At 64.3% G+C, this 16,072-nt stretch carries 15 protein-coding genes; 13 read left to right on the forward strand and 2 right to left on the reverse strand.

The genetic code is table 11. From position 1 onward, the window contains the following. Nucleotides 1-52 precede the first annotated feature (52 nt). Nucleotides 53-1,117, reverse strand: a complete 1,065-nt coding sequence (locus F1735_RS07565; protein WP_167236363.1) for a hypothetical protein — start codon at nt 1,115-1,117, stop codon at nt 53-55. An 83-nt stretch (nt 1,118-1,200) separates the two neighbouring features. Beyond that, complete coding sequence (locus tag F1735_RS07570) at nt 1,201-1,962, reverse strand: DeoR/GlpR family DNA-binding transcription regulator (RefSeq protein ID WP_167223650.1); 762 nt, start codon at nt 1,960-1,962, stop codon at nt 1,201-1,203. 144 nt (nt 1,963-2,106) lie between these two features. Between F1735_RS07570 and glpD the strand changes: the two genes are divergently transcribed. The 13 genes from glpD to F1735_RS07635 all read left to right on the forward strand — a co-directional run bounded on the left by glpD (nt 2,107) and on the right by F1735_RS07635 (nt 16,066). Continuing rightward, complete coding sequence (gene glpD / locus F1735_RS07575) at nt 2,107-3,633, forward strand: glycerol-3-phosphate dehydrogenase (RefSeq protein WP_167236364.1); 1,527 nt, start codon at nt 2,107-2,109, stop codon at nt 3,631-3,633. A 179-nt stretch (nt 3,634-3,812) separates the two neighbouring features. Then, nucleotides 3,813-4,913: an ABC transporter ATP-binding protein gene (locus tag F1735_RS07580; protein ID WP_167236365.1), complete on the forward strand. Its 1,101-nt coding sequence runs from the start codon at nt 3,813-3,815 to the stop codon at nt 4,911-4,913. After that, nucleotides 4,914-5,996, forward strand: coding sequence for an ABC transporter ATP-binding protein (locus F1735_RS07585; RefSeq protein WP_167236366.1), 1,083 nt, complete (start codon nt 4,914-4,916; stop codon nt 5,994-5,996). A gap of 1 nt (nt 5,997) precedes the next feature. Then, a complete protein-coding gene (locus tag F1735_RS07590) occupies nt 5,998-6,867 on the forward strand; it encodes a carbohydrate ABC transporter permease (protein WP_166890059.1) in 870 nt (289 codons plus the stop codon). Continuing rightward, nucleotides 6,864-7,664 (forward strand): carbohydrate ABC transporter permease, encoded by an 801-nt coding sequence (locus F1735_RS07595; protein ID WP_166890062.1) that lies wholly within the window; start codon nt 6,864-6,866, stop codon nt 7,662-7,664. Before F1735_RS07590 ends, F1735_RS07595 begins: the two co-directional genes overlap by 4 nt. Before the next feature lie 10 nt (nt 7,665-7,674). Then, complete coding sequence (locus F1735_RS07600; protein ID WP_167236412.1) at nt 7,675-7,950, forward strand: DUF2160 domain-containing protein; 276 nt, start codon at nt 7,675-7,677, stop codon at nt 7,948-7,950. Nucleotides 7,951-8,336: 386 nt separating this feature from the next. Beyond that, nucleotides 8,337-10,061: an ABC transporter substrate-binding protein gene (locus tag F1735_RS07605; protein ID WP_167236367.1), complete on the forward strand. Its 1,725-nt coding sequence runs from the start codon at nt 8,337-8,339 to the stop codon at nt 10,059-10,061. A 141-nt stretch (nt 10,062-10,202) separates the two neighbouring features. After that, a complete protein-coding gene (gene glpK / locus F1735_RS07610; protein WP_167236368.1) occupies nt 10,203-11,699 on the forward strand; it encodes a glycerol kinase GlpK in 1,497 nt (498 codons plus the stop codon). A gap of 67 nt (nt 11,700-11,766) precedes the next feature. Continuing rightward, entirely contained in the window at nt 11,767-12,501 is a 735-nt protein-coding gene (gene ubiE, locus F1735_RS07615; protein ID WP_167223660.1) for a bifunctional demethylmenaquinone methyltransferase/2-methoxy-6-polyprenyl-1,4-benzoquinol methylase UbiE, read from the forward strand. A 10-nt stretch (nt 12,502-12,511) separates the two neighbouring features. After that, entirely contained in the window at nt 12,512-13,120 is a 609-nt protein-coding gene (locus F1735_RS07620; protein WP_167236369.1) for a Tim44 domain-containing protein, read from the forward strand. A gap of 104 nt (nt 13,121-13,224) precedes the next feature. Next, nucleotides 13,225-13,899 carry a ubiquinone biosynthesis accessory factor UbiJ gene (locus tag F1735_RS07625; RefSeq protein ID WP_167236370.1) on the forward strand — a complete coding sequence of 225 codons (675 nt, stop codon included), beginning with the start codon at nt 13,225-13,227 and terminating at the stop codon, nt 13,897-13,899. After that, nucleotides 13,899-15,467: a ubiquinone biosynthesis regulatory protein kinase UbiB gene (gene ubiB / locus F1735_RS07630; protein WP_167236371.1), complete on the forward strand. Its 1,569-nt coding sequence runs from the start codon at nt 13,899-13,901 to the stop codon at nt 15,465-15,467. Before F1735_RS07625 ends, ubiB begins: the two co-directional genes overlap by 1 nt. Before the next feature lie 2 nt (nt 15,468-15,469). Then, a complete protein-coding gene (locus tag F1735_RS07635; RefSeq protein WP_167236372.1) occupies nt 15,470-16,066 on the forward strand; it encodes a methyltransferase domain-containing protein in 597 nt (198 codons plus the stop codon). Nucleotides 16,067-16,072: the final 6 nt, after the last annotated feature.

A 16,072-nucleotide genomic window follows, 5' to 3' on the forward strand; every position in this document is an offset into this window, starting at 1 on the left:
CTGGCATTGTCCTGGCGCGCCTTGTGCGCAGGCCAAGCAAGCGCGTGCCCGCTTAAGCGGCCAGCGCCTGCGGCGGCACGCCGGCCGACTGCATTGCGCCGGCGCGCGCATAGATGGCGGCCGCCACCGGCGAGCTCAGTTTCACCACAAGGCGACGCCGGTCGGCGGTCGGGAGCTGCTCGTTGAGGCCTTCGAAGATCTCCAGCGGTCCCAATTCCTGGGCCTTGAGCTGCACGCCCAGGGCATCGAGCGAGGGATATTCCGCCAGCGTGGCGAGGACGTCGTCGGGATCCATGCCCGCGTGGATGACGATCAGTTTCGGCTCCAGCCGCGACCAGGTATCGACCGTCAGTTTGAGCTTGCGCCTGGTGTTGTCGAGCAGTGCCGCCTGCACGGACTCGCGCCATGCCACGTGGTTCATTTCCAGCGCGTGGTCGAGCTGCTGGCCGTGCAAGGTGTCGGCGGCGCCCTGGGCGGCGGCGTGCGCTTTGATTTCGGCCAGGGTCGGAGCGGCCTTGAGCTGGTAATCCATGCGCGCCGAATGCACGCGTTCGAACAGCACGATCAGGTTGTTCACGTCGAGCGCGCGTCCTTCCGCGGTGGAGGCAAACGCTTCGACCGCCGCGCGCCACGACGGGTTGGGCTTCGGTTCGACCGTCAAGGTGGCCACGCGCATGGCGCGCGCACCCGGCGCGCCGCTCAGCACCCCCACCGTGCCGCTGCCGGAGAGCTTGAGGAATTCGACGAACGGGCGCATGCCGCGTTGCAGGCCGACCAGGCCGACGATCTTGCTGTCCGGGTGCTGGCCGATGATGTACACGCGCTCGTTTTCGTCGGACGCAAAGGTGCCGATCAGTTTCATGCGGTGGTTGGTCATCCCGGACCACAGTTTTTTCATCTCGGCGTAGGCCGGGGCGTCTTCGTCGCCGATGTATTCACGCCCCAGCGGCTGCACGCGCAGGCGCACGCGCGCCGTTTGCTCGACCAGGTAGGGTGCGTACAGCTTGAAATCGCCGGCCAGCCTGCTGACTTGACTGCGCTGCAGGTAGAGGTAAGCAGCCACTCCGGCGCCGGCCACGATCGCAAGCACCGCAATAATCATCAGAAAAGTCAACATGCTCATTCGCTAACAAAACAGGGGGAGACAGGGTAACATCAATCATCCCCCAAAAACCGCCAGCGGCCCAGCGCTCAACTTGATTATTGCGCAATTACAACATTAACCTTGGCCTCGCGCAGCACGCGGGCCAGGGCCTCGGGCGGTTTGGCGTCGGTGAACAGCACGTCGATCTGCGAGGCGTGCGCCATGCGCATCAGGGCCTGGCGGCCGAACTTGTCGTGGTCGGCCACCAGCCACACGGCGCGCGACTGCTCGATGATGGCCTGCGCCACCTTGACCTCGCGCGGGTCGAAGTCGCGCAGGGTGCCATCGGGCTCGATGCTCGAAATGCCGATGATGCCGATATCGACCTTGAACTGGCGGATGAAATCGATGGTGGTCTCGCCGACGATGCCGCGATCGCGCCCGCGCACCACGCCGCCGGCCAGGATCACTTCGCAGCCCGGGCTGTCGCACAGGATGGCCGCCACATTGAGGTTGTTGGTGACCACGTGCAGTCCCTGGTGATGCACCAGCGCGCGCGCCACTTCTTCGGTGGTGGTGCCGATATTGATCAACAGCGAACAGTGCGACGGCACCTGCGCCGCCACCGCGCTGGCGATGCGGCGCTTGGCGTCCACGTTGAGCACCTGGCGGTCGCTGTAGTCGATGTTCTGGACCGACGAAGGCAGGCCCACGCCGCCGTGGTAGCGCGCCAGCAGGCCCGCTTCTTCCATCAGCTTGACGTCGCGCCGCACGGTTTGGGGCGTCACTTCGAGCTGCTGCGCGAGCGCTTCGAGCGAGACCGTCACCTGCTGGCGCACGGCGTCGAGAATGCGGCGCTGGCGTGGATTGAGCGTCATGTGGGCTCCTGTAAAAGCGTCAAATTTATCACAAACGAACAAAAACGAAAACAAACACATAAATTGTTGTTTCATTTTTTTCGTTCTTGTCGTATTGTTTATCTTTGCAGTGTTTCCAACATCCCCAATTGAAGCGAGAGCGACATGGACAAGGCGGGCAATATCGCGTGTGATGTACTGGTGGTCGGCGGCGGCGTGAATGGCGCCGGCATCGCCCGTGACGCGGCCGGGCGCGGCCTGTCCGTGGTCCTGTGCGAGAAGGACGACCTGGCCTCGCACACCTCGTCGGCGGCCACCAAGCTGATTCACGGCGGCCTGCGTTATCTGGAGCAGTACGAATTCGGCCTGGTGCGCAAGGCACTGATCGAACGCGAAGTGCTGCTGCGCGCCGCCCCGCACATCATGTGGCCGATGCGCTTCGTCACCCCGGTCGACAAGGGCCAGCGCCCGGCGTGGATGATCCGCGCCGGCCTGTTTTTGTACGATCACCTGGCGCGGCGCGAACTGCTGCCCGGGTCCGAAGGCATCGACTTGCGCCGCCATGCGGCCGGTACGCCCCTCAAGCCCGACTTTACGCGCGGCTTCGTGTATTCCGACGGCTGGGTCGACGATGCGCGCCTGGTGGTGCTCAACGCGATCGACGCCGCCGCCAAGGGCGCGCACGTGTTTACCCGCACCGCCTGCGAGTCGGCGCGGCGCCAGGGCGAGCGCTGGGAAGCGCGCTTGCGCCGCGCCGACGGTTCGGCCATCGATGTCAGCGCGCGCTGCATCGTCAACGCCGCCGGGCCCTGGGCCTCGCGCTTCTTGCAGGGGACCAACCCGGGGCCGGCCGACAAGTCGGTGCGCCTGATCAAGGGCAGCCATATCGTGGTGCGGCGCCTGTTCGACCACCCCTACGCCTACATCTTCCAGCACCCGGACGGGCGCGTGGTGTTCGCCATTCCGTACGAGCAGGACTTTACCCTGATCGGCACCACCGACCTCGAATACCACGGCGACGCCGGCAAGGTCGAAATCGACCAGGCCGAAATCGACTACCTGTGTACGCTGTCGAGCCGCTACTTCAGCAAACCCATCACCCCGGCCGACGTGGTGTGGAGCTACTCCGGCGTGCGTCCGCTGCTCGACGACGAGTCGAGCGACGCCTCCGATGTCACGCGCGACTACACCTTCGAGCTCGATGACAAGGGCGCGCCGATGCTCTCCATCTTTGGCGGCAAGATCACCACCTTCCGCAAACTGGCCGAGCAGGCCGTCGACCTGATCGCGCCAAGGCTGGGCAACAGCCACGGAGCATGGACCGTCAACGCCTGCCTGCCCGGCGGCGACGTGCATGGTCCGCTGCCGGACAAGCGCAGCGTGCTCGAATTCGACCGTTTCGTGGCCGACCTGCAGAAGCAGTACGCGTGGCTGCCGGCGGCGCTGGTGGCACGCTACGCGCGCGCCTACGGCACCCGCATCCACCTGGTCATCGACCAGCGCAGCAGCATCGCCGCCATGGGCGCGCAGATCGTGCCCGGCCTGTTCGAGGCCGAAGCGGTGTACTGGATCGATCATGAATGGGCCACCACCGCGACCGACATGCTGTGGCGCCGTTCCAAACTGGGCCTGCATTTGCCCGCCGATGCGGCCATCGCAGTCGATGCCTGGATCACCGAATTTCGCAAGTAGAACAAGCAAATCCCGCGACAGGGATGCAGTAAAAGACGAGAAAAGGGGCCTCGAAAAACCGTAGCGAGCGATGCCAGTTTTGTCCGAGAAGCGCAGCCGTACGAAAGTACGGTGAGCATCGCAGGGCGAAAATGGCAGCGCGCAGCAGGTTGGTCGAGGCCCCGACAACAGGAGACGAAATGCAGCTGTCATTGGAAAACGTGAGCACGAAGTATGGGGCGCAGGATCACCTGTACCCCATGTCGCTCGAACTGGTACCCGGTACCATCAACGTCCTGCTGGGCACCACCCAGGCCGGCAAGACCTCGCTGATGCGGGTCATGGCGGGCCTGGACCGGCCCACGCACGGCAAGGTGATCGCCGGCGGCAAGGACGTGACCGGCCTGCCGGTGCGCCAGCGCGACCTGGCGATGGTGTACCAGCAGTTCATCAACTACCCATCGTTCACGGTGTTCGATAACATCGCCTCGCCGCTGCGCATCAAGCGCGTGCCCGAGGCCGAGATCCGCACCCGCGTGGCGGGCATGGCCGAGCGCCTGCATATTTCGGCGCACCTCGACAAGCTGCCGGCGCAACTGTCCGGCGGCCAGCAACAGCGCACCGCGCTGGCGCGCGCGCTGATCAAGGAATCGGCCCTGCTGCTGCTCGACGAGCCGCTGGTGAACCTCGACTACAAGCTGCGCGAAGAATTGCGCAAGGAGCTCGGCGCCCTGTTCGCGGAAGGCAAAACCACCGTCGTCTACGCCACCACCGAGCCGCTCGAAGCCTTGCAACTGGGCGGCCACACGGTGCTGCTGCACGAAGGGCGCCTGTTGCAGCATGGCGCCACGCTCGATGTGTTCAACGCACCGAACTCGGTCCAGAGCGCGCGCACCTTCAGCGACCCGCCGATCAACCTGATTAGCGCCACCGTCGGCCCTGATGGCATGGCCCGGGTGGCGGGCGAGCTGTCGATTCCCCTGAACGACGCCCAGCGCCGCCAGGCCGCCCAACATGGCGAGGTGGTGCTCGGCCTGCGCGCCCACAGCCTGCGCGTCGCGCCCCTGCGTGCCGACGATTTTCCGATCCAGGCCCAGGTCGAACTGGCCGAGATCAGCGGTTCCGAAACCTATGCCCACCTGCAGCGCGGCCCGATCGGGCTGGTGGCGCAACTGACCGGCGTGCATAACCTCGACCTCGGCGTGCCATGCACCGTGTACCTGCGCCCGGACGACTTGTTCGTGTTCGCACCCGGCGGCGCCTTGCTGTTTGCGCCGCCGCAGATCCAGGAGGCAGTGTAAATGGCCCGCATCGAACTGCCCGACCTGGCGCATGCCTACAAACCGAATCCGCAAAGGCCCGAAGACTACGCCCTGCGCCCGATGAACCTGACCTGGGACGACGGCGGCGCCTATGCGCTGCTCGGCCCATCCGGCTGCGGCAAGACCACGCTGCTCAACATCATTTCGGGCCTGGTGCGCCCGTCGCACGGACGCGTGATTTTCGACGGCAAGGATGTCACCGACCTGCCGCCCGAAGCGCGCAACATCGCGCAGGTGTTCCAGTTCCCCGTCATTTACGACACCATGACGGTGTTCGACAACCTGGCTTTCCCGCTGCGTAACCGCGGCTGGAAAGAAGCCGAGGTGCGCAAGCGGGTCGAACACATCGCAGGCATGCTGGAACTGTCCGCCGACCTGAAACAGCGCGCCAGCGGCCTGGCGGTCGACGCCAAGCAAAAGATCTCGCTCGGGCGCGGCCTGGTGCGGCCGGACGTGGCGGCGGTGCTGTTCGACGAGCCGCTCACGGTGATCGACCCGCACCTGAAGTGGCTGCTGCGCCGCAAGCTCAAGGAAATCCATCACGAGCTCAAACTCTCGCTGATCTACGTCACCCACGACCAGGTCGAAGCGCTCACCTTCGCCGACAAGGTGGTCGTGATGACCCAGGGCGAAGTGGTGCAGACCGGCAGCGCGCAGGAACTGTTCGAGGAGCCGGCGCATACGTTTGTCGGCTACTTCATCGGCAACCCCGGCATGAACCTGCTGGCCTGCCCGGTGCGCGATGGCCGCGCCTACCCTGGCGCGGACGGCATTGCGCTGCCGGCCAAGGCACAAGGCGCGCTGGCCGGCGGCGCGGCCGTTACCATCGGCATCCGTCCGGAATTCGTCGAATGCGCCGCCGCCCAGGCAAGCGACACCGTGGCCGCCACGGTTGCCAGCGTGCGCAACATGGGCACGCACTTCATGGCCGATTTTTCCGTGGGCGGCCATACCGTGACGGCCAAGCTGCGCGCCGCTCCGGCGCGCGCCGGCGAAGCGGTGTGGCTGCGCTTTCCGCCCGAGCGCACTCTTTACTACGTCAACGACAAGCGGGTGGCCTGACATGAAAACTTATAACAACCGCGCCTGGCTGCTGGTGCTCCCGGTGATCATCTGCGTGGCCTTTTCGGCCGTGCTGCCATTGATGACGATCGTGAACTACTCGGTGCAGGACATTCTCAGCCCGACCAACAGTGTTTTTGTGGGCACCGAATGGTTCAAGATGATCATGCGCGACAGCGAGCTGCATGGCGCGCTGGTGCGCCAGCTGGGCTTTTCGATGGCGGTGCTGCTGATCCAGCTCCCGCTCGGCATCCTGATCGCGCTGACCATGCCGGCGGCCGGCTGGCGCGCGTCGCTCGCGCTGGTGCTGATCGCACTGCCGCTCTTGATTCCTTGGAACGTGGTCGGCACCATCTGGCAGATTTTCGGCCGCGACGACATCGGCTTGATGGGCAATACCATCAACCGCATGGGCATCAGCTACAACTACACCGGCAGCGTGGTCGATGCCTGGGTGACGGTATTGGTGATGGATGTGTGGCACTGGACGCCGTTGGTGGTGCTGCTGGCCTACGCCGGCCTGCGCTCGATCCCGGACGCCTACTACCAGGCGGCGCGCATCGACGGCGCTTCGCGCTTTGCGGTGTTCCGTTACATTGAACTGCCGAAGATGCGCAACGTGCTGATGATCGGCGTGCTGCTGCGCTTCATGGACAGCTTCATGATCTACACCGAACCGTTCGTGCTGACCGGGGGCGGGCCTGGCAACGCCACCACCTTCCTGTCGCAGTACCTGACGCAAAAAGCCGTGGGCCAGTTCGACCTGGGTCCGGCCGCCGCGTTCTCCTTGATTTACTTCCTCATCATCCTGCTGTTCTGCTTTGTGCTGTACAGCTGGATGCAACGTCTCGGCACGGGAGAGTCCAAATGAAGCGCATCTCCACACCGCTGCTGGTGTTTTACCTGGTGCTGGCGATGCTGCCCATCTACTGGATGCTGAACATGTCGTTCAAGACCAACGAAGAAATCACCGGGGCGCTCACCTTGTTCCCGCGCGAATTCACGCTGGCGAACTACCGCACCATCTTCACCGATCCGTCGTGGTACAGCGGCTACATCAACTCGATGATTTACGTGATGATGAACATGGTCATGTCGGTGTCGGTGGCGCTGCCGGCCGCGTATGCGTTCTCGCGCTATTCGTTCATCGGCGACAAGCACCTGTTTTTCTGGCTGCTGACCAACCGCATGACGCCACCGGCGGTATTCCTGCTGCCGTTCTTCCAGCTCTATTCCACGGTTGGCCTGATGGACACCCACCTGGCCGTGGCGCTGGTGCATATGCTGTTCAACGTGCCGCTGGCGGTGTGGATACTGGAAGGCTTCATGTCCGGCATTCCGAAAGAGATCGACGAGACGGCCTACATCGACGGCTACAGCTTCCCGCGCTTCTTCTTCAAGATCTTCCTGCCGCTGATCAAATCGGGCGTGGGCGTGACCGCCTTCTTCTGCTTCATGTTCAGCTGGGTAGAGTTGCTGCTGGCGCGTACGCTCACTTCGGTGGACGCCAAGCCGATTACCGCCATCATGACGCGCACCGTGTCGGCCGGCGGCATGGACTGGGGCGTGCTGGCGGCGGCCGGGGTACTGACCATCGTGCCGGGCGCGCTGGTGATCTGGTTCGTGCGCAATCATATTGCCAAGGGCTTTGCGATGGGGAGGGTGTGAGATGGAAAACCTGTTTTCATGGATGGCGTGGTCGCCGCCGGTGGCGATTTTCTTCAGCTGCATCGGCCTGATGCTGGCCGGGATGACGATCTGGCAGGTGCGTTCGCCGTCGATCGAACGGCGCGGCTTTCTGCCGATGGCGACCACGCGCGGCGACCGTTTGTTTATTGGCCTGTTGACGGCCGCGTATGTTAACCTCGCATGGGCGGGCCTCTCCGATTTGCATCAGGGATTTGGCGCGGCGATCGGGTTTGTGGTGTTGTTGATTGTGATGCGCCGGGGCTGACCTGCTAAGTAAGTGTGCAGAAATTATTGTCATTTATAGCGAACAGAAGCGGATGCCTTGCAAGGCGCACGCCGCGACGCAGTGCGTGTACTGCTAGGAGTCTGCGCGGCAGAAGGAGTCGAGGCGAAACGGGTGGGAAAAGAACCCAATTCACGCCCACTTTTGAGGTCTGTAGCCGTAGCTACAGACCGAGAAATGGGCGGGAAGTGGGACTTTTCTCCACTCGTTTCGACCGACGAGCTTCTGCCGCGCAGACTCCTAGCGGTGGGCAACGCAGCAAGGCGCCGCTTATGGAAGCTAGAAATGACAAGAATTTATGCGCACTTACTTAGCTGCGCACGGGTGGGGTACTTTCTTAACGATGTACATATAAAAAAGGCGGAGACATGAAACTGAAAATGACACTGATGGCGGCGGCATTGCTGGCCACGGCGAGCGCTTGGGCCGACACCAAGGAAGCCGAAAAATGGATTGGCCAGGAATTCCAGCCTTCCTCGCTGTCGAAGCAGCAGCAGCTCGACGAAATGAAATGGTTCATCGACGCCGCCGCCAAGCTCAAGGCCAAGGGCATCAAGGAAATCAGCGTGGTCTCCGAAACGATCGATACCCACGTCTACGAGTCGAAGGTGCTGGCCAAGGCCTTCGAGGAAATCACCGGCATCAAGGTCAAGCACGACATCATCCAGGAAGGCGACGTGGTCGAGAAGCTGCAAACGTCCATGCAGTCCGGTAAAAGTATTTACGACGGCTGGGTCTCGGACTCGGACCTGATCGGCACCCACTATCGCTACGGCGCGATCATTCCGCTGTCGGACTACATGGCCGGCGAGGGCAAGGCCTTCACCAACCCGGGCCTGGACCTGAAGGACTTCATCGGCGCGAGTTTTACCACCGCGCCGGACGGCAAGCTGTATCAGCTGCCCGACCAGCAGTTCGCCAACCTGTACTGGTTCCGCGCCGACTGGTTTGCGCGCAAGGACCTGAAAGACAAATTCAAGGCCAAGTACGGCTACGAGCTGGGCGTGCCGCAGAACTGGTCGGCGTATGAAGACATCGCCGAATTCTTCACCAACGATGTGAAGAACATCGACGGCAAGAAGGTGTTCGGCCACATGGACTACGGCAAAAAGGACCCATCCTTGGGCTGGCGTTTCACCGATGCCTGGCTGTCGATGGCCGGCGCCGCCGACAAGGGCATTCCGAACGGCTTGCCGGTCGACGAATGGGGCATCCGCGTGGCGGCCGACAAGTGTACGCCGGTCGGCGCGGCGGTCGCGCGCGGCGGGGCCACCAATTCGCCGGCGTCGGTGTTCGCGCTGACCAAGTATGTCGACTGGATGAAGAAGTACGCGCCGCCGCAGGCGGGCGGGATGACGTTCTCGGAGTCCGGCCCGGTGCCGGCGCAGGGCGAAGTGGCGCAGCAGATTTTCTGGTACACGGCGTTCACCGCGTCGATGATGAAACCGGGCCTGCCGGTGGTGCAGGCGGACGGCAAGCCGAGATGGCGCATGGCGCCGTCGCCGCATGGCCCGTACTGGAAAGAGGGCATGCAGAACGGTTACCAGGACGTCGGCGCGTGGACGTTCTTCAAGTCGACCCCGCCGGACCGGCGCGCGGCGGCGTGGCTGTACGCGCAGTTCGTCACGTCCAAGACGGTGTCGCTCAAGAAGTCGATTACCGGCCTGACCTTCATTCGCGAGTCCGATATCAAGCACGAGTACTTCACCAAGAACGCGGATAAATACGGCGGCTTGATCGAGTTTTACCGCAGCCCGGCGCGGGTGGCGTGGAGCCCGACCGGCAACAATGTGGCTGATTATCCGAAGATGGCGCAGCTGTGGTGGAAGAACGTGGCCACCGCGGTGAGCGGCGAGAAGACTCCGCAGGCGGCCATGGATAACCTGGCCGAGGAGATGGATGCGGTGATGGCGCGCCTGCAGCGCGCGGGGATGCAGAATTGCCCGCCGAAGCTCAATCCGAAGGTCGATCCGGCCACGTATTTGAGCGACAAGGCCGCGCCGTGGAAGAAGCTGGCCAACGAGAAGCCGAAGGGCGAGACGATTGCGTATGACGTCTTGCTCAAGGCGTGGAAGGAAGGGCGGGCGCGTTAAGCATTCGCGTTTTCGACCCTAGACCCCAAAACCGTCGTTCCCGCGAAGGCGGGAACCCAAGTTCGTTGACCCGCCTGTGGCTGCGGAACCAACTTGGGTCCCCGCCTTCGCGGGGACGACGAGCTAACAGCGACCCCCAGCATGACCAAATTCATTCTCGCCATCGACCAGGGCACCACCAGTTCGCGCGCGATCCTGTTCGACCGCGCCGGTCACATTCACGGCGCGGCGCAGCAGGAGTTCCGCCAGTTCTTCCCCCAGCCCGGCTGGGTCGAACACGACGCCAACGAGATCTGGCAATCGCAACGCGCCGTCATCGACGATGTCCTGCGCACCAATAAGGTGCCGGCCACCGACATCGCCGCCATCGGCATTACCAACCAGCGCGAAACGACCGTCCTCTGGGACCGCGCCACCGGCGAACCGGTCGCCCCCGCCATCGTCTGGCAGGACCGCCGCAGCACGCCCTGCTGCGAAGCGCTGCGCGCGGCCGGCCACGAAACGCTGTTCCAGCAAAAAACCGGCCTGGTGCTGGACGCCTATTTCTCCGGCCCCAAACTGAAATGGCTGCTCGATAACGTCCCCGGCGCCCGCGCGCGCGCCGACAAAGGCGAACTGGCCTTCGGCACCGTCGACAGCTGGCTGATCTTCAAAATGAGCGGCAAGCACCTGACCGACCCCAGCAATGCAGCGCGCACCCTGATGTTCAACATCCACACGGCGCAGTGGGATGATGAACTGCTGGCCCTGCTCGACATTCCGGCCGGCCTGTTGCCAGGCGTGGTGGCCAGCAGCGGCGTGGCCGCGCACACCGACGCCAGCCTGTTCGGCGTGGCGCTGCCGATTGCCGGCATCGCCGGCGACCAGCAGGCCGCCACCTTCGGCCAGGCTTGCCACAGCCCCGGCATGGCCAAGAATACCTACGGCACCGGCTGCTTCATGCTGATGCACACCGGGCAGGCGGCCAAGATGTCGCAGAACAAGTTGATCAGCACGATCGGCTGGTCGCTCCCGGGCCAGACCGCGAATCGGATTGACTACTTGCTCGAAGGCAGCGTCTTCATGGCCGGCGCCGCCATCCAGTGGTTGCGCGACGGCCTCGGCATCATCGCGCACGCCGACCAGGTCGAGGAACTGGCCCTGGCCGTGCCCGACAACGGCGGCGTGCTGTTCGTGCCCGCCTTCGCCGGCCTCGGTGCGCCGCACTGGGACGCCTACGCGCGCGGCACCATGGTCGGCATGACGCGCGGCACCAACAAGTCGCACATCGCGCGCGCCACCCTGGAAAGCATCGCCCTGCAAAGCGCCGACGTGCTCGACGCCATGCAGGCCGACGCCGCCATGCCGCTGACCCAGTTGCGCGTCGACGGCGGCTGCGCCCGCAACGACCTGCTGATGCAGTTCCAGGCCGATATCCTCGGCGTGCCGGTGGTGCGCCCGGTGGTGACCGAAACCACGGCGCTGGGCGCGGCCTTCCTGGCCGGGCTGGCGGTGGGGTTCTGGGCCTCGCAGGAAGAAATCGCCGCCCAGTGGCAGATGGAGCGCCGCTTCGAGCCCGCCATGGCGCTCGATGAGCGTGTGCAACGGATGGGCGAATGGCGCCGCGCGGTGGAGCGCTCGCGCGCCTGGAGCCAATAGGAAACGCATCGCGTGCCGCTGCCGTTCGTCGCTTGTATAATGCACGCAGACAAACGGCAGCCCTACTATGACAAACAGCACACATTTCGGTTACAAAACGGTCTCCGAGGACGACAAGGTCCACGAAGTGGCCAAGGTGTTCCATTCGGTCGCGTCGAAGTACGATGTGATGAACGACCTGATGTCGGGCGGCTTGCACCGGCTCTGGAAAACCTTCACCATCGCCAACGCGGGCGTGCGCCCGGGCTTCAAGGTGCTCGATATCGCCGGCGGCACGGGCGACCTGGCCAAGGCGTTTGCCAAACAGGCCGGCAAGACCGGCGAAGTCTGGCTCACCGACATCAACGAATCGATGCTGCGCGTCGGCCGCGACCGCCTGCTCGACAAGGGCCTGATCACCCCGACCCTGCTGTGCGACGCCGAAAAGCTGCCGTTCCCCGACAATTACTTCGACCGGGTCAGCGTGGCTTTTGGTTTGCGCAACATGACCCACAAGGACCAGGCGCTGGCCGAAATGCGGCGCGTGCTCAAGCCAGGCGGCAAGCTGCTGGTGCTGGAATTTTCCAAGGTCGCCGCGCCCCTGCAAAAGCCGTACGACGTGTATTCGTTCTCGGTATTGCCGTGGCTGGGCCAGAAAATCGCCGGCGACGCCGACAGCTACCGCTACCTGGCCGAGTCGATCCGCATGCATCCAGACCAGGAAACCCTCAAGACCATGATGGAAACGGCCGGCCTGGAGCGGGTCCAGTATTTCAATTTGACGGCCGGGGTGGCGGCGTTGCACACCGGTATCAAATTCTAGGAATCGTACGATGAAAAAATTTGTTGCAAACATGGTTTTTGCCCTGAGCGCGTTCAGCGGCGCGGCCATGGCCCAGCAGGCGCCGGCTGCGGCGCCCGCGTCGGCCCCGGCGTCGGAATATCCGCCCACGGTCTACATCGGCGGCGCGGTCATGTTGTTCGGCCTGGCCGGTTTCTTCGGTTACCGCAGCAAACGCCGCCGCGACGCCGCTGCCAAACCGGCAGCCGCGCCCGTCAGCGCCAAGCCGGCCATGCCGCCCGGCGTCGACACCGGCGCCTTGCTGCGCCAGGCCAAGGCCACCTTCATCCGCATGCAAAAGACCTGGGACAAGGCCGACGCCAACGACCTGCGCCAGTTCACCACGCCGCAGGTGTACGCCGAGCTGCAACCGCAAATGCAGGCACCCGGCGCCAGCGTGACCGAAGTGGTGGCGATCGAGTCCGAACTGCTGGGCGTCGAGACGGTCGGCGACAGTTACCGCGCCACGGTCCGCTTCAGCGGCCAGATCCGCACCGCGCCCGGCGCCGCGCCCGAAGCGCTGGCCGAGGTGTGGAATATGTCCAAGCCGGTCAAGGGCGGCGGCGACTGGAAGCTGGCCGGCATCGGGCAGCTTTCCTGATTATTCTTTCTCAAAGTAACAGTGCCGGCGGAAAAGTGCCCGCCGAACTGGTAAGATCAAAACCGCCTTGTTCCCCGGCGGTTTTGTTTTTTAAGCGTACGCACATGTCACCACCGAACTCGTTTAGTCCCCACTCCGCGCTGATCGCACCCGTCATCGCCGCAATCAATCACTTGCTGGCGCAGGAAGCCTGGGCCAGGGAGGCGCTGGCGCCGCACAGCGGCAAAGTGGCCTGCATCGACGCCAGCGGCATGGCGCTGCGCCTCCTGGTCACGCGCGACGGCATGCTCGAGGCCGCTCCCGCCGAGACGGGAGAGCTCGCCAACGTCACCATCCGGATCAAGCTGGCCGACCTGCCGCTGATCGCCCAGAACCGCGAGCGCGCCTTTTCGTACGTCAAGATCGAGGGTGACGCCGAGTTCGCCAATACGATTTCGCAACTGAGCAAGGGCTTGCGCTGGGAAGCCGAACACGACCTCGAACGCCTGGTCGGCCCGATCGCCGCCATCCGCCTGGCCGGCGGCGCCAGGAGCGTGTTCGACGGTGCGCGCGTCTTGCACGGCAAGGTAACTGAGAACCTGGCCGAGTATTTTCTCGAAGAACAGCCCATGCTGGTGCGCCCAAGCGCCGTCGACGCCTTCGGCGCCGATGTGAGCCGCCTGCGCGACGATGTCGAACGCAGCGCCAAGCGCCTCGCGCGGCTCGAACACAAGCTGGCGCACCCAAGCGCCGCACCGGATGCGCTCAATGCCGCCGGGCAACAGAAAACGGATATGTAATGGTATTGAAATTCCTGCGCCTGCTTAAAATTCTCCGGGTCGCGGTCAAGTACGGCCTCGATGAAATCGCCATCTCGGGCCTGAAAGTGCCGCGCACGGCCAAGCTGATCGACAATGTGATTTTCTGGCGCGATATTTCGGCCCCGCGCGGCGTGCGCCTGCGCATGGCGCTGGAAGAACTGGGACCGATTTTCGTCAAGTTCGGGCAGGTGCTCTCGACCCGGCGCGACCTGATGCCCTTCGATATCGCCGACGAGCTGACCCATCTGCAAGACCGGGTGCCGCCGTTCAGTTCCGACCTGGCCATTGCCCAGATCACGCGTTCGCTGCGCGCCCACCCGGACCAACTGTTCGCCAGTTTCGACCGCACGCCGGTGGCGTCGGCGTCGATCGCCCAGGTCCACTTCGCCACCCTGAAAGATGGCAAGGAAGTCGCCGTCAAGGTGCTGCGCCCCGGCATGAAAAAATCGATCGACGAAGACGTGGCGCTGATGCACATCGCCGCCGAGTGGATCGGGCGCATCTGGGCCGACAGCAAGCGCCTCAAGCCGCGTGAAGTGGTCGCCGAGTTCGACAAATACCTGCACGACGAGCTCGACCTGATGCGCGAGGCCGCCAATGCCAGCCAGCTGCGCCGCAACTTCGCCGGCTCGAACCTGCTGATGGTGCCCGAGATGTACTGGGATTACTGCGCCAGCAGCGTGATCGTGATGGAACGCATGCACGGCATTCCGGTGTCGCAGATCGACCGCCTGGCGGCCGAGGGCGTGGACCTGAAAAAGCTCTCCAGCGATGGTGTGGAAATTTTTTTCACCCAGGTGTTCCGCGATGGCTTTTTCCATGCAGACATGCATCCGGGGAATATCCTGGTCTCGGTGGCGCCGGCCACCTTCGGGCGCTACATCGCGCTCGACTTCGGCATCGTCGGCACCCTCAACGATTTCGACAAGGATTACCTGTCGCAAAACTTCCTGGCCTTTTTCCGGCGCGATTACAAGCGCGTGGCCGAAGCGCACATCGAATCGGGCTGGGCCCCGCGCGAAACCCGCGTCGACGAGCTCGAATCGGCCGTGCGCGCCTGCTGCGAACCGATCTTCGACCGCCCGCTCAAAGATATTTCCTTCGGGCAAATCCTGCTGCGCCTGTTCCAGACCTCGCGCCGCTTCAACGTCGAAGTCCAGCCGCAACTGGTGCTGCTGCAAAAGACCTTGCTCAATATCGAAGGCCTGGGGCGCCAGCTCGACCCCGATCTCGACCTGTGGAAGACTGCCAAGCCCTACCTGGAGCGCTGGATGGGCGAGCAGGTCGGGGTGCGCGGCATGGTCGAGCGCCTGAAAGCCGAGGCGCCGCGCTACACCCATATCCTGCCGCAATTGCCGCGCCTGGTGCATCGCGCCTTGCAGCAAGCCGCCGAGCCGTCCACCGTCAACCAGGACCTGCTCAAACTGCTGGTGATCGAACAGCAGCGCACCAACCGCCTGCTCTCGCTGGCGCTGGGCGGCGCCGCGCTGATCGTCGCCGGCGCGACGGTGGCGCTGGTGTACGGGCGCTGGGCCCATCTGTTCTGAGCATGAATGACTTCGCCAGCCGCGATCCGCAAGCCCCCGCCTTCTGGGACGAGCGTTTCGCGCGCGGTGTCACGCCCTGGGACCGGGGCGCGGCGCCGGCCGCGCTGCGCGCCTTTGTCGAGCGCGCCGCGCGCCCGCTGCGCACCCTGATTCCCGGCTGCGGCGCCGCCTACGAACTGGCCTGCCTGTGCGAGGCCGGGTGGGATGCGGCCGCCATCGATTTTTCGCCGGTGGCGGTGGCGGCCGCCAAAGCGGCGCTCGGGCCGTGGAGCGCGCGCGTGGTCGAGGCCGATTTTTTTACCTATGCTCCGCCAGACGCGCTGGAATTGATCTACGAGCGCGCATTCCTGTGCGCCTTGCCGCGCGCCATGTGGCCGCGGGTGGCCGCACGCTGGGCCGGCTTGCTGGCGCCGGGCGCCTTGCTGGCGGGATTTTTCTTTTTTGACGATGCGGCCAAGGGGCCGCCGTTCGGCATCAGCCAAGCCGCGCTCGATGCGCTGCTGACGCCGTCATTTCGCTGTGTGGAAGATGCTGCCGTGGAGGATTCGATTGCCGTGTTCGCCGGCAAGGAGCGCTGGCAGGTGTGGCAACGCAAGTGAACCGTT

Source organism: Massilia genomosp. 1, from assembly GCF_011682185.1.
GTDB lineage: Bacteria > Pseudomonadota > Gammaproteobacteria > Burkholderiales > Burkholderiaceae_D > Telluria_A > Telluria_A rubra.

Bases quoted from the DNA above. Each gene is read 5' to 3' on its own strand.
- F1735_RS07565 (WP_167236363.1), bottom strand. From the start codon at position 1,117: ATGTTGACTTTTCTGATGATTATTGCGGTGCTTGCGATCGTGGCCGGC.
- F1735_RS07570 (WP_167223650.1), bottom strand. From the start codon at position 1,962: ATGACGCTCAATCCACGCCAGCGCCGCATTCTCGACGCCGTGCGCCAG.
- glpD (WP_167236364.1), top strand. From the start codon at position 2,107: ATGGACAAGGCGGGCAATATCGCGTGTGATGTACTGGTGGTCGGCGGC.
- F1735_RS07580 (WP_167236365.1), top strand. From the start codon at position 3,813: ATGCAGCTGTCATTGGAAAACGTGAGCACGAAGTATGGGGCGCAGGAT.
- F1735_RS07585 (WP_167236366.1), top strand. From the start codon at position 4,914: ATGGCCCGCATCGAACTGCCCGACCTGGCGCATGCCTACAAACCGAAT.
- F1735_RS07590 (WP_166890059.1), top strand. From the start codon at position 5,998: ATGAAAACTTATAACAACCGCGCCTGGCTGCTGGTGCTCCCGGTGATC.
- F1735_RS07595 (WP_166890062.1), top strand. From the start codon at position 6,864: ATGAAGCGCATCTCCACACCGCTGCTGGTGTTTTACCTGGTGCTGGCG.
- F1735_RS07605 (WP_167236367.1), top strand. From the start codon at position 8,337: ATGAAACTGAAAATGACACTGATGGCGGCGGCATTGCTGGCCACGGCG.
- glpK (WP_167236368.1), top strand. From the start codon at position 10,203: ATGACCAAATTCATTCTCGCCATCGACCAGGGCACCACCAGTTCGCGC.
- ubiE (WP_167223660.1), top strand. From the start codon at position 11,767: ATGACAAACAGCACACATTTCGGTTACAAAACGGTCTCCGAGGACGAC.
- F1735_RS07620 (WP_167236369.1), top strand. From the start codon at position 12,512: ATGAAAAAATTTGTTGCAAACATGGTTTTTGCCCTGAGCGCGTTCAGC.
- F1735_RS07625 (WP_167236370.1), top strand. From the start codon at position 13,225: ATGTCACCACCGAACTCGTTTAGTCCCCACTCCGCGCTGATCGCACCC.
- ubiB (WP_167236371.1), top strand. From the start codon at position 13,899: ATGGTATTGAAATTCCTGCGCCTGCTTAAAATTCTCCGGGTCGCGGTC.
- F1735_RS07635 (WP_167236372.1), top strand. From the start codon at position 15,470: ATGAATGACTTCGCCAGCCGCGATCCGCAAGCCCCCGCCTTCTGGGAC.